The sequence below is a fragment of the Pedobacter changchengzhani genome, assembly GCF_004354365.1.
Taxonomy (GTDB): Bacteria; Bacteroidota; Bacteroidia; order Sphingobacteriales; family Sphingobacteriaceae; genus Pedobacter; species Pedobacter changchengzhani.
This window is the reverse complement of record NZ_SJCY01000011.1, coordinates 54,095-66,627: the sequence shown is the minus strand read 5'-3', so window position 1 is coordinate 66,627 and position 12,533 is coordinate 54,095. Positions and strand designations below refer to the sequence as shown.

Genomic DNA, 12,533 nt, shown 5'->3' with positions numbered 1-12,533 from the left:
GCTTAAAACAGAAAGCTTGAAGCGGAAAGCTTGAAGCGGAAAGAATAGAGCAGAAAGAGCAGTGCGTTAAAATTAATGCTTTCTCAAAAGTATCTTTTTGGGAGATTGGGAGGATACTAAAGATAAAAGCGATTCTTGGAAACGGGAATCGCTTTTGTTTTGTATTGTGATTTTCTAACTGAAATTTCGTGTTTATGACTGTTGATTTATTATCGATTTACAAATACTGCAATAGCGATAGTACTTCCTGAATAGAAAATTTAGCGCCACAAATAAACTCATCGGCCGCGCCGTAATAAATAGTCAATTCATCACCTTTTACAAGGTGTCCGTTGGTAAAAACAACCTGACCGAAAAAGCCGTTCAATTCATAATCTTCCTCGGGTTTCATTATTGGCGCATCCGTTTGGGCAAGCACGATGGATGGATCATTTAAATCCAACAAAAATGCACCCAAACAATATTGATTTGCGTCATCAGCGCCATGATAAATGGCCAGCCAACCCATCTTTGTTTTGATTGGCGATGCACCTGCTCCAACTCTTTTACTATCCCATTTACTGGCCCTGGTTTTAATTAGGCATTTATGATTTCCCCAGTGCAATCCATCAGTAGATTGCGTAAGCCAGATATAATTTCCGCCTAAATCTACACTGCTTGGCCGGTGTAGGGCGTAAAATTTACCATTTACTTTCTCCTCAAAAATTGCACAATCTTTATTGTGTGGTGGAATAATCATTCCATGTTTTTCAAATGTTTTCCAGTCTTTTGTAGTTCTCAACCCAACGCCCACGCCATGCTCAGATACAGCCGTATAAGTTAAATAGTATGTTTCTTCAATTAAAACTACCCTACAATCCTCAATTCCAAATGTCTCATTTTTTCCTTCGCCCTGCAAAAGAGGATAATCAGTCGGTTGGTAAAAATGAACACCATCATCGCTACAAACCAACCTTAAATGCGAAAGTGTGGTCAAATAATCTACGCCTTTGTAGGTAAGTATCCGTGGGTCGTTAATAACTAATTCGGGGTCATCTTCTTTAATTTTTTTTATTTCAATACCTTGATCAGAAAGGATTGGAAATGATATAACGCCATCTACTTGCTTTGGCCTTTCGGCTACCCGCAACAGCAACCAAGTTTTGTTTAAAAAAGTAAATACGCCAGGATTTAGCAAACATGCAATTTCCAGCCCGTTTATACTCGGCTGTAGATCCTGTGGAGAAAGTAATGGATTATCAGAAAATCGGTAAGCGATATCGGCCATGTGCATTTAAATTATAAAAAAAAAGCAACCAAATTTGGTTGCTTTTTTAATGTATAAAATTATAGGGAGTTGATCCACTTTACGAGCTCATCTCTTCCTTTGCCAGTTTTTTGTTGTAATTTACCCAATAATTCATCGTCTTTTCCTTCTTCATGTGTTAAATCATCTTCGGTTAAATCTCCATAAGCTTGTTTAACTTTTCCCTTAATTTCATTCCACTTTCCTTTTAATTCTAAATTATCCATGTTTTGATTATTTTTATGGTTTAACAATTGGTTGATATAAAAATAACATTTAGCTATTGATTTTGTTTTTAAAAAATTAAATGAATGTAGCGTGCTTTCTAAAAAATTTTATTTGTAAATTGTAAAGTAATTACAACAAATATTTCTGTATTTTTCCAATCGACAAAACATTATTAACTAAAACTAAATTAGATGAAAAAACTACTACTCAGTATGGTTTTATCTTTCGGATTGATCTCTCTTGTGTTTGCTCAAGATAAGGTCATTACCGGAAAAGTAACCTCAACAACATCCGGACCAATTCCAGGTGTTAGCATTTACGTAAAAGGTACTCCTACAAATGGCACACAAAGTGATGCAGCTGGAAGGTTCAAATTAAGTGTACCTGTAAATTCTAAAATACTCGTTTTTAGATTTATTGGTTACAAAACCAAAGAAGTCGCAATTACAGGCGCTACTGTCAATGCAAGTTTAGAAGAAGAAAATACCGTATTAACCGATGTTGTTGTGGTGGGTTATGGTACGCAAAACAAGCAGGATGTTACGGGCTCTGTTGCCTCAGTAAAATCGAAAGATTTAGAAAACTTACCTGTTACTAGTTTTGAACAAGCACTACAAGGTAAAGCTGCGGGTGTAAGTATAACTGCTCAAAATGGTAAATTGGGCCAAGCTATATCAGTAAGAGTTCGGGGTGCATCATCGGTATCTGCTGGTAGCGAACCACTTTATATTGTAGATGGAATACCTATCACTGCGGCCGATTTATCGAACACGTCGGCAGCTACAAGCTCACTTGCAGATATCAATACAAATGATATCGAGTCTATCGAGGTCTTAAAAGATGCAGCTTCATCTGCTATTTATGGTGCTAGAGCATCTAATGGTGTGGTATTAATTACAACTAAACAAGGTAAAGTAGGTAAAACTTTAATTCAATTTAACGCTTTAGGTGGCATAAGTAATCCTTCTGGGCATCGAAAGTTTTTAAATGCAACGCAATATGTGCAAATAGAACGTAGGGCTGCAATAGGTGCTGCAAATGTAGGCTTAGCTGACGGAACCTACTCCACCATGCAAGAGGCATTGGACGATAATGTGCCTTATGTGGAAGACAGGTTAAATAGATACTCGGCAGGTAATGACGATTATAAGACTTATCTAGTAAATACTGATTGGGATAAAGCAGCGTTTCAAAAAAACCCAGCTACACAACAATATGATTTAAGTTTAACTGGTGGTAACGATAAAACAAAGTTTTATGTTGGCGGTCAATCTCTAGATCAACAAGGTATAGTTATTGGTAACAGCTACAAACGATACAGTGGCAGATTAAACCTTACCAATAAAGTAAACGATTTTTTAGAAGTTGGTGTAAATTTAAATTTCTCTAACAGTATTAATAATAGATTATCAAACGATAATGCATTTTCTAATCCTTTACAGGCAGTAGCTTTATCGCCAATTACGCCAATTATCGATCCAAGATCGGGTTTGGTTAGTGGAACATTACCCGGCATAGCCTCAAACTATCCGCTTTATTACAATCCCCTAATTAGTGTAGATAATGCAGCCTATAAAGCAACCGTTTACCGTACAATAGGTAAAGCTTTTGCTAATTTAAATATTTCAAAAGGACTAAAATTCAGCAGCGATTTTTCTATTGATAACTTAAATCAAAATGAAGAAAGTTATTACGGATCATTAACCTTTAGAAACTCAGGAACAGCAAATGGCGATGGTGAAAATATTTCTACTTTTGTAATAAGCACAAATACAAACAATTTCTTTAGTTACAACAAAACTATAGGTAAAAGTACTCTCGATGCAATTTTAGGTTCGAGTTTTCAAAAATCGACAACAAAATATAGTTCAATAGAAGGCCAAGACTACCCGAGCGATTCTTATAAAAAACTTGGTAGCGCAGCCACGAAGGTATTGGCAACAAGCAATGAAAATGCCTTTAGTTTTCTATCTTACTTCTTTAGGGCCAATTATAAGTATAACGACCGTTATTTAGCTAGCTTTAGTGTTAGGGCCGATGGCTCATCTCGCTTTGGTGAAAACCACAGATATGGTTATTTCCCAGCTGGATCATTAGGATGGATTGCATCAGAAGAAGATTTTCTAAAAAATAGCGAAACGATTAGCTTATTAAAACTGAGAGTAAGTTATGGCTTAACTGGTAATGCCGAAATTGGTAACTACTCATCCCTTGCATTATTCAGTGGCACCGGTGCTTATGGTGGCAATGCCGGCCAAATCCCAACCAGAATTGCGAACCCAGAATTAACTTGGGAAAAAACCAAACAATTTGATATCGGTTTAGATTTTGGTTTCCTAAAAAATAGAATTAGTGGCGTTTTAGATTTTTATCAAAAAAATACGACTCAACTGTTATTAGATGTACCAATTCCTCAAACAACAGGCTTCTCCACAATAACGAAAAATCTTGGTGCATTAAAAAACACTGGTTTTGAACTTGGTATTAGTTCCGAAAACTTGGTTGGCGCATTTAAATGGTCAACAACAATAACTGTTGCCATAAACAATAATAAAATTATAGATTTGGGTGGGCAGGTGATAAACCGAAATGAAATTAATGCTGCGGTAGCCAATCAGCCAATTGGCGTGTTTTATTTACCAGAGTATGCTGGTGTTAATCCTGCAAATGGCGATGCTTTGTATTATTTAAATACGACCGATGCAAATGGAAATTTAAATAAAACCACTACAAACGATATTAATTTGGCACAAAGAATTTTTGCCGGTAACCCTAATCCGAAATATACGTTTGGCTTAAATAATAATTTTTCTTACAAGAATTTCGATTTGACTATATTTTTTCAAGGTGTAAAAGGAAATAAAATTTATAACGGTGGCGGCCCTTATATGAGTGCGAGTGCATCTAACGGTTTTGACAATCAAACCATCGACCAAATGAACTATTGGGACAAACCCGGCGATATCACATCCGTACCGGAACCACGTTTATTTGCAGGAAATGGAACTGGAAATTCGACTAGATATTTATCAGATGGATCTTACGTTAGGTTAAAAACATTAACGCTAGGCTACAACTTTCCAACATCGGTATTAAACAAGATAAAGCTAAGTAAATTAAGGTTATTTGCTACCGGCCAAAACTTACTTACCATTACCAGTTATAAAGGTTGGGATCCTGAAGTTAATGCCGATTATCAGGCAACAAATATTAACCTAGGTGTAGATTTTTATTCTGCTCCGCAACCAAGAGTTATCTCTTTCGGTATAAACGTTGGTCTATAATCTTAAATTCAAATAATTATGAAAAAGACATATATATTTAAATTAATATTTGCTTCTGTATTAATAACAGCAGCCTTTTCGTGCAAAAAAGCACTTGATATTGTGCCAGTTGATACTTTAGAACAAAGTAGAGCCTTACTAACATCGAAAGATGTAGAAGCTGCACTTGTAGGCACGTACTCTGCCTTAGGGAGTAGAAATTTTTATGGTGGAAGACCATTTTTAATGGCCGATTTTTTAGCAAATACCAATGCAATAGTTTGGGGTGGAACTTATGAAGAGCTTACTCAGGCCATAAATAAATCACTTTTAAAAACAAACGGTTATGTTGATAATGTTTGGGCAGATGGCTATACTGCAATTAACGATGCAAACAACGTAATTGCTGTTATTGGTAAGGTTGAAGCAGCAAAGCAAAATAGGGTGTTAGGCGAGGCCAAATTTATAAGGGGATCTGCATACTTTGATTTAGTGAGGCTATTTGGTAAAGCCTATAACGATGGTAACCCAAACACAAACTTGGGCGTACCAATAGTACTTAGTCCAACAACTACAATTAGCGATGCTAATTATGTAAGCCGAGCTACAGTTGCAGCGGTTTACACGCAAGCAATTACCGATTTAACCGATGCTGAAGCTAAGCTACCAGCAACTAATGGGTTTTACGCCACTAAATTTTCCGCAGCGGGTATGTTGGCTCGATTGTATTTACAAATGGGTGATTACGCCGCGGCTGCAAACGCTGCCGATAGAGTAATAGCATCGGGTAATTACAGCCTTACAACTTCTTTTATTAATGCATTCCCAATTATGGGGACTTCTGTCGGTGTAAATACTACCGAAGATGTATTTTCCATCCAAGTAACAAAGCTTACCGGTTATAATGGATATAATGAGTTTTATGGGTCTTCTAGCTATGGAGGACGTGGTGATGCTGTTATTGATCCAACTTGGATAAGTACTACTTATAGTGCAACTGATGACAGAATTAATGCGTTTTACGATGATGGAGATATGTTTACCTCAAAATTCGCAAATTCTTTTGGTAATGTTTCTATTATTAGATTAGCTGAAATGTATTTAATTAGGGCAGAATGTAACGCTCGCTTAGCACCTTTTGCCCCTATTGGTGGCCAAACACCACTACAAGATTTAGCCGTAGTGCGGTCTCGTGCAAATTTAACAACCACAACTGCAACACTTGCAGATATTCTTTTCGAAAGGAAATTAGAGCTGGCTTTTGAGGGTTTTGCTTTGCACGATGCGAAAAGAACTCAAACAAATATTGGCTCCCTATCTTGGAATTCCAACAAATTAGTTTTCCCTATACCACAACGAGAGATGGATGCTAATAAAGCACTGGTTCAAAATGCTGGTTATAACTAAACCAAATTACAAACAACAAAAAAGCCTTCTGAGAATTTCCCAGAAGGCTTTTTTTATTTAAAAACTAAAGGTATTTATAAACCCTTCGAAGCTTCCATTATTTCCTCCACAATTGCAGGATCTAATAATGTAGAAGTATCACCTAAATTATTAAAATCGCCTTCGGCAATTTTACGCAAAATACGCCGCATAATTTTACCCGATCTTGTTTTAGGTAAGCCATTTACGAATAAAATCTTATCTGGCTTTGCAATGGCACCAATTACCCTGGTTACTGTTTGTAAAATATCTTTTTTAGTTAGGTCTGTATCGCCGTGCATTTCTGGGCAGATTACAAAAGCGTAAATACCTTGCCCTTTTACTTCGTGAGGATACCCTACAACAGCACTTTCTACTACTCCTGCATGCATATTAATTGCATTTTCTACCTCGGCTGTGCCAATTCTATGTCCTGATACATTTAAAACATCATCAACGCGACCAGTGATTTTGTAATAGCCATCTTCATCTCTTAAACAGCCATCACCAGTAAAATAAAGATTCTCGTAAGTAGAAAAATAGGTTTGCTTACAACGTTCATGATCGCCGTACGTGGTGCGCAACATACCAGGCCAAGGAAATTTAATACAAAGGTTACCATTTACACCATTTCCTTCAATTTCTTTTCCATTTTCATCAACCAAAAGTGGCTGAATACCCGGTAAAGGTAAACTGGCAAAACCCGGTTTAGTTGGTGTAACCGTTGCAATTGGCGAAATCATAATGCCTCCCGTTTCGGTTTGCCACCAAGTATCAACAATAGGTGCCTTTCCTTTACCAATCTTTTCATCGTACCAATGCCAAGCCTCTTCGTTTATCGGCTCTCCTACCGATCCCAAAACGCGAATGGAACTTAAATCTTTTCCATTAAGTGGATCATCACCATAACTCATTAAAGAGCGAATGGCGGTTGGTGCGGTATATAAGGTATTCACTTTGTGTTTCTCGATAATATCCCAAAAACGCGATGGCGTTGGGTAGGTTGGAATGCCTTCGAACAATAATGAAGTTGCCCCTTGCGAAAGCGGACCGTACACAATGTACGAGTGACCAGTTATCCAACCAATATCGGCGGTACAGAAAAAGACTTCGCCCGGTTTGTAATTAAATACGTTGGTAAAAGTATAGCCTGCGTAAACCATATAGCCACCGCAAGTATGTACAACGCCTTTTGGTTTGCCGGTTGAGCCTGAAGTATATAAAATAAACAGCAAATCTTCTGCATCCATTTCTTCTGCCTCGCAAACATCGTTAACGTGTTTTACTTCATCTTCCCACCAAACATCTCTGCCTTTAAGCATAGAAACTGGCGTGCGTATGTGGGTTAGAACAATGCATCTCTCAACCGTAGGACAACCAATTAATGCATCATCAATTACTTCTTTTAATGGAATTTGTTTATTGCCACGATAAGCGCCATCTGCAGTAATTACTAATTTACATTGCGAATCATTAATTCTATCTGCGATAGATTTTGCAGAAAAACCGCCAAAAATTACCGAATGTACTGCACCAATTCTGGCACAGGCAAGTACTGCAATCGCCAATTCTGGCACCATTGGCATATAAATACAAATACGATCGCCTTTTTTGGCACCATTACGTTTTAAAACATTTGCAAAACGACAAACGCGTTCGTAAAGCATTTTATAGGTGTAGGTTATGCTTTCGGCATCCGGATTATTAGGTTCGAAAATAATTGCAGGTGTATCACCATTGGTGGCCAAATGCCTATCCAAGCAGTTTTCGGTGATGTTTAACTTAGCACCTTCAAACCACTTTATATTTGGTTCTGTAAAATTCCACGATAAAACCTTGTACCAAGGTTTGCGCCACTGAAAATTTTGCGCTACTTCGCCCCAAAATTGCTCGGGGTTTTCTACACTTTTTTTGTAATCTTCTTCGTATTGCTTAAAAGATGTAATTTGCATTGCTAGTTTATATATTTTGGGTTAGTGCGGCTAATTTAATTAAATATTAGTCAAGAAAATTACCAAAATCGCATCAAAATTAATAAAGGAGTGAAATTGAAAAAATATATAAAAATATTCTTCAACCCTCTTGCTGTTTTCAAATATTATTCAGATATTTGCACACTCTTAAAAAAATTAAGCGAACGATACTAACAACTATATATACAAGTCATGTCAAGAGTTTGTGATTTAACAGGAAAAAAAGCAATGGTAGGTAACAACGTTTCTCACTCAAACGTTAAAACCAAGCGCAAATTTTACCCAAACCTACAACTACAGAAATTTTATATTCCTGAAGAAAATCGTTGGATTACGTTGAAAGTTTCTACTTCAGCAATTAAAACCATCAATAAAGTGGGTATAAGCGAAGCAATTAACCGTTTCGTAAAAAAAGGATTTTTGTAAAAAACATTAACTGTTGAGATTAACAGTTTACAATTTAAATTAAAATGGCAAAAAAAGGTAACAGAGTTCAGGTTATTTTAGAATGTACTGAGCATAAAGAAAGTGGCATGCCGGGTATGTCTAGATATATTTCTACAAAAAACCGTAAAAACACTACAGAACGTTTAGAATTGAAAAAATTCAACGCTGTATTGAGAAAAGTAACATTACATAAAGAAATCAAATAAGGTTAAAGATAAAAGGCAAAAGGTTGAGGGTTATGCTCTCATTCTAACCTTCTATTATTTAATCATTAATTTAAAAAAGACATGGCTAAGAAAGTAGTTGCAACCCTTAAAACAGGTACAGGTAAAGAATATTCAAAAGTTATTACAATGACAAAATCACCTAAAACTGGTGCATATTCATTCAAAGAACTTATTGTACATAACGACCACGTAAAAGATGCTATCGCATCTAAATAGGGTTAATATTTTTTATATTAAAATATTAAAGGCCGTTCCGTTTTATATGGAAGGGCTTTTTTTCGTTAGATAAAATTAAAGATATGGGTCTATTCGATTTTTTCAAAAAGAAGGAAACTGCGCCTGAAGCACAAGAAGCTTTGGATAAAGGTTTGGAGAAAACCAAAGAAGGTTTCTTTAGCAAAATAACCAAAGCCGTAGCAGGAAAATCTTCTGTTGATGATGAAGTGCTTGATAATTTGGAAGAAGTTTTAGTTACATCTGATGTTGGTGTTACGACGACACTGAAAATTATCAAAAGAATTGAAGAACGTGTTTCCAAAGATAAATACGTAAACACTTCTGAATTGAATTTTATCCTTCGTGATGAAATTCAATTGCTTTTATCCGAAAATAATAGCAATGATTTCCGTCAGTTCGAGTATGGCGATCATAAACCGTATGTAATTATGGTAGTTGGTGTAAATGGTGTTGGCAAAACGACAACCATTGGCAAGCTGGCGCATAAACTTAAAGAGTCGGGTTTAAAAGTTGTTTTAGGCGCAGCCGATACTTTTAGAGCTGCAGCCGTTGATCAACTTAAACTTTGGGGACAAAGAGTAGATGTAAGAGTAGTTGCGCAGCCCATGGGTTCAGACCCTGCTGCAGTAGCATTTGATACTTTGCAATCGGCTGTTGCCAATGGCGAAGACGTGGTGATTATTGATACTGCAGGCCGTTTGCACAACAAAGTGGGTTTAATGAACGAGCTTGGAAAAATTAAGCAAGTGATGCAAAAGGTTGTACCTGGTGCACCGCACGAAATTTTATTGGTACTCGATGCCTCAACAGGGCAAAATGCTTTTGAGCAATGTAAACAATTTACAGAAGCGACGGACGTAAATGCTTTGGCGATAACAAAATTAGATGGAACAGCGAAAGGTGGCGTAATCATCGGAATTTCAGATCAGTTTAAAATCCCTGTAAAATATATAGGTGTTGGAGAAAAAATTGGCGATTTGCAGTTGTTTGACAAAAAAGAGTTTGTAAATAGTTTGTTTAAATAATTCGTATTTTTGCACCTATGAGAAGTATAATTATTCATGCCGAAAACAAGAAAGATATTTCTTTACTAAAAGAATTATCTAAGAAAATGGGGCTTTCTGCTCAGATCTTAAGTGTTGATGAAAAAGAAGACATTAATTTGGCACAAATAATGAAACAGAATAAAGAAAGTGATAACTTAATACAAGAGGAAGCTGTAGCTTATTATCACTCCTTGAGTAAAAAATAATGACAATTAATTACAATAAAAAATTTCTAAAAGATTTAGCCTCCATTCCTAAAAAAGATAGAAATAAAATTGAATTTTTTGCTTTTGAAGAAATATCAAAATTTTCTAACTCTTCTTTATTATTAAACCTAGAGAAACTAACAGGATTTAACCAATACTATAAAATTAGATTTGGCAACTACCGTATTGGAATAAAACTAATTGATGAAGTTTTAACTTTCGAAAGAGTGCTCCACCGAAAAGAGATTTATAAATTATTCCCATAATTATCTAAGTCTAAATCAATACACAACACTATTTATTGATTTACTTGAGCTACAATAAACATTATGAATACCAAACCAATAAAAAAAAAGCCAGTTGTTACCCAACCTAAAATTAATGTAATTACTTTAGGTTGCTCGAAAAATATATACGATTCTGAAGTGTTGATGGGTCAGTTGCGTGGAAACAATTTAAACGTTGTGCACGAAAGTGATAAGATGGGCAAAAATGATATCGTAGTCATTAACACCTGTGGTTTTATTGATAACGCAAAACAAGAATCTATTGATACCATATTGCAGTTTAGCGAGCTAAAAGAAGCAGGTAAAATAGGCAAAGTTGTGGTTACTGGATGTTTATCAGAACGCTATAAGCCAGAACTAACTGCAGAAATTACCAATGTTGACGCTTTTTTCGGCACCAACGATTTACATAATATACTACACGAGTTAGGTGCAAATTACAAACACGAACTTATTGGCGAACGTTTGTTAACTACACCATCGCACTTTGCATATTTAAAAATTGCCGAAGGCTGTAACCGCCCGTGCTCATTTTGCGCCATACCTTTAATGCGTGGCAAGCATTTAAGTAAACCAATGGAAGAATTGGTTAACGAAGCAAAAATTTTGGCCAAAAACGGCACTAAAGAACTTATTTTAATTGCACAAGATTTAACCTATTACGGTTTAGATATTTACGGCGTTCGTAAACTTGATGAATTAATGCGTCGCCTATCTGATGTTGACGGCGTAGAGTGGATTCGCTTGCAGTATGCCTACCCTTCTGGTTTCCCGATGGAAATTTTGGATGTAATGAACGAACGCGATAACGTTTGCAATTATTTAGATATGCCATTGCAGCACATTACAGATAATATGCTAAAATCGATGCGCCGTGGCACTACCAAGCAAAAAACAATTGATTTAGTAAATCAAATTAGAGATAAAGTGCCGAATATTGCCATGAGAACTACGCTAATTTGTGGTTACCCAGGAGAAACGGAGTACGATTTTGAAGAAATGAAAACTTGGGTTGCAGAAACCAAATTTGACCGTTTAGGTTGCTTTACCTATTCTCATGAAGAAAAAACTCACGCGCATAATCTAGTTGATGATATTGCTGACGAAGTGAAACAACAACGTGTTGATGATATTATGGAAATTCAACAAGGAATTTCTTTTGATATTAACCAAGAGAAAGTTGGTAAAACTTATAAAGTATTGGTAGATAAAAAAGAAGGTGATTTCTTTGTGGGCAGAACCGAATTTGACTCGCCAGAAGTAGATAACGAAGTTTTAATTGATGCAAAAACGGGTTATGCAGCTAACGGAAGTTTTGTAAATGTTAAAATTGACAGAGCCGAAGATTTTGATTTATATGGAACGATAGTAAAATAAAAACTACTATTTTTAGATATGCCAATCATATCAATGTTTTATGGGATAATTGTGATGATGTATTACTTTAACAATAAAAAACATCACCTTTCAAATATCAAGGAAAGGAAGCTGTTTTTTCTTTAGAAAACGGTGCAGTTTTGGATGGAGAAGTTCCTAATAAACAAAGAAAACTAGTTGAGGCTTGGATTGAAGTGCACAAAGAAGAATTAATAGCAAATTGGGAGCTTGCTGTAAGTGGTGAAAAAATATTCCCAATAGACCCTTTAAAATAATGAAAGTTATAAAAGTTAAGCCCAACAAGATTTTCAGCTAAAAATAACATTCGAAAATGACGAAGAAAAAATTTTTGATTTCAAGCCTTATTTAACCAAAGGCATTTTTCAAGAATTAAAAGAACCTGAAGCTTTTTACGCAGTTAAGACCTCACTAGGTTCTATAACTTGGCTGTCTGGACAAGACTTTAGTCCTGAAACCTTATACTTGGAGGGAAAATAGACCAAAACATCCTACTAAACGATAGTTTGACGTT

At 35.9% G+C, this 12,533-nt stretch carries 12 protein-coding genes and 2 pseudogenes; 11 read left to right on the top strand and 3 right to left on the bottom strand.

Translation table 11 applies throughout. The features are described 5' to 3' along the window. Nucleotides 1-217: 217 nt before the first annotated feature. Nucleotides 218-1,267 (bottom strand): glycoside hydrolase family 130 protein, encoded by a 1,050-nt coding sequence (locus tag EZJ43_RS14360; RefSeq protein ID WP_133263408.1) that lies wholly within the window; start codon nucleotides 1,265-1,267, stop codon nucleotides 218-220. Nucleotides 1,268-1,326: 59 nt separating this feature from the next. Then, entirely contained in the window at nucleotides 1,327-1,512 is a 186-nt protein-coding gene (locus tag EZJ43_RS14355; RefSeq protein WP_133263407.1) for a CsbD family protein, read from the bottom strand. 192 nt (nucleotides 1,513-1,704) lie between these two features. On the opposite strand from EZJ43_RS14355, the gene EZJ43_RS14350 reads away from it, so the two are divergent. Further along, nucleotides 1,705-4,797, top strand: a complete 3,093-nt coding sequence (locus tag EZJ43_RS14350) for a SusC/RagA family TonB-linked outer membrane protein (RefSeq protein ID WP_133263406.1) — start codon at nucleotides 1,705-1,707, stop codon at nucleotides 4,795-4,797. 18 nt (nucleotides 4,798-4,815) lie between these two features. Beyond that, nucleotides 4,816-6,183 (top strand): RagB/SusD family nutrient uptake outer membrane protein, encoded by a 1,368-nt coding sequence (locus EZJ43_RS14345; protein WP_133263405.1) that lies wholly within the window; start codon nucleotides 4,816-4,818, stop codon nucleotides 6,181-6,183. Between the two features lie 74 nt (nucleotides 6,184-6,257). On the opposite strand, the gene acs is transcribed toward EZJ43_RS14345, so the two are convergent. Beyond that, the gene (gene acs / locus EZJ43_RS14340; RefSeq protein WP_133263404.1) at nucleotides 6,258-8,153 is read right to left on the bottom strand and encodes an acetate--CoA ligase; all 1,896 of its coding nucleotides are present in this window, start codon (nucleotides 8,151-8,153) and stop codon (nucleotides 6,258-6,260) included. A gap of 213 nt (nucleotides 8,154-8,366) precedes the next feature. On the opposite strand from acs, the gene rpmB reads away from it, so the two are divergent. The 9 genes and pseudogenes from rpmB to EZJ43_RS17620 all read left to right on the top strand — a co-directional run. Beyond that, nucleotides 8,367-8,600: a 50S ribosomal protein L28 gene (rpmB, locus tag EZJ43_RS14335; protein ID WP_025145121.1), complete on the top strand. Its 234-nt coding sequence runs from the start codon at nucleotides 8,367-8,369 to the stop codon at nucleotides 8,598-8,600. Between the two features lie 44 nt (nucleotides 8,601-8,644). Further along, nucleotides 8,645-8,827 carry a 50S ribosomal protein L33 gene (rpmG, locus tag EZJ43_RS14330; RefSeq protein ID WP_133263403.1) on the top strand — a complete coding sequence of 61 codons (183 nt, stop codon included), beginning with the start codon at nucleotides 8,645-8,647 and terminating at the stop codon, nucleotides 8,825-8,827. Between the two features lie 81 nt (nucleotides 8,828-8,908). Further along, on the top strand, nucleotides 8,909-9,064 hold the full coding sequence (locus EZJ43_RS14325; protein ID WP_133263402.1) for a DUF4295 domain-containing protein: 156 nt from the start codon (nucleotides 8,909-8,911) through the stop codon (nucleotides 9,062-9,064). 83 nt (nucleotides 9,065-9,147) lie between these two features. Next, a complete protein-coding gene (gene ftsY, locus EZJ43_RS14320; RefSeq protein WP_133263401.1) occupies nucleotides 9,148-10,110 on the top strand; it encodes a signal recognition particle-docking protein FtsY in 963 nt (320 codons plus the stop codon). Between the two features lie 17 nt (nucleotides 10,111-10,127). Beyond that, complete coding sequence (locus EZJ43_RS14315) at nucleotides 10,128-10,337, top strand: hypothetical protein (RefSeq protein ID WP_133263400.1); 210 nt, start codon at nucleotides 10,128-10,130, stop codon at nucleotides 10,335-10,337. Further along, nucleotides 10,337-10,603, top strand: a complete 267-nt coding sequence (locus EZJ43_RS14310; RefSeq protein ID WP_133263399.1) for a type II toxin-antitoxin system RelE family toxin — start codon at nucleotides 10,337-10,339, stop codon at nucleotides 10,601-10,603. Before EZJ43_RS14315 ends, EZJ43_RS14310 begins: the two co-directional genes overlap by 1 nt. Before the next feature lie 63 nt (nucleotides 10,604-10,666). Continuing rightward, nucleotides 10,667-12,001: a 30S ribosomal protein S12 methylthiotransferase RimO gene (gene rimO / locus EZJ43_RS14305; protein WP_133263398.1), complete on the top strand. Its 1,335-nt coding sequence runs from the start codon at nucleotides 10,667-10,669 to the stop codon at nucleotides 11,999-12,001. Nucleotides 12,002-12,105: 104 nt separating this feature from the next. After that, nucleotides 12,106-12,276 (top strand): annotated as a pseudogene (locus EZJ43_RS14300) (DUF4160 domain-containing protein); the annotation flags it as partial. A 37-nt stretch (nucleotides 12,277-12,313) separates the two neighbouring features. Further along, a pseudogene (locus tag EZJ43_RS17620) lies at nucleotides 12,314-12,499 on the top strand (DUF2442 domain-containing protein); the annotation flags it as partial. Nucleotides 12,500-12,533: the final 34 nt, after the last annotated feature.

Excerpts from the sequence above, each read along its gene's own strand:
- EZJ43_RS14325 (WP_133263402.1), top strand. The coding sequence starts at position 8,909 with ATGGCTAAGAAAGTAGTTGCAACCCTTAAAACAGGTACAGGTAAAGAA.
- acs (WP_133263404.1), bottom strand. The coding sequence starts at position 8,153 with ATGCAAATTACATCTTTTAAGCAATACGAAGAAGATTACAAAAAAAGT.
- rimO (WP_133263398.1), top strand. The coding sequence starts at position 10,667 with ATGAATACCAAACCAATAAAAAAAAAGCCAGTTGTTACCCAACCTAAA.
- EZJ43_RS14355 (WP_133263407.1), bottom strand. The coding sequence starts at position 1,512 with ATGGATAATTTAGAATTAAAAGGAAAGTGGAATGAAATTAAGGGAAAA.
- EZJ43_RS14360 (WP_133263408.1), bottom strand. The coding sequence starts at position 1,267 with ATGGCCGATATCGCTTACCGATTTTCTGATAATCCATTACTTTCTCCA.
- rpmG (WP_133263403.1), top strand. The coding sequence starts at position 8,645 with ATGGCAAAAAAAGGTAACAGAGTTCAGGTTATTTTAGAATGTACTGAG.
- rpmB (WP_025145121.1), top strand. The coding sequence starts at position 8,367 with ATGTCAAGAGTTTGTGATTTAACAGGAAAAAAAGCAATGGTAGGTAAC.
- EZJ43_RS14310 (WP_133263399.1), top strand. The coding sequence starts at position 10,337 with ATGACAATTAATTACAATAAAAAATTTCTAAAAGATTTAGCCTCCATT.
- ftsY (WP_133263401.1), top strand. The coding sequence starts at position 9,148 with ATGGGTCTATTCGATTTTTTCAAAAAGAAGGAAACTGCGCCTGAAGCA.
- EZJ43_RS14345 (WP_133263405.1), top strand. The coding sequence starts at position 4,816 with ATGAAAAAGACATATATATTTAAATTAATATTTGCTTCTGTATTAATA.
- EZJ43_RS14315 (WP_133263400.1), top strand. The coding sequence starts at position 10,128 with ATGAGAAGTATAATTATTCATGCCGAAAACAAGAAAGATATTTCTTTA.
- EZJ43_RS14350 (WP_133263406.1), top strand. The coding sequence starts at position 1,705 with ATGAAAAAACTACTACTCAGTATGGTTTTATCTTTCGGATTGATCTCT.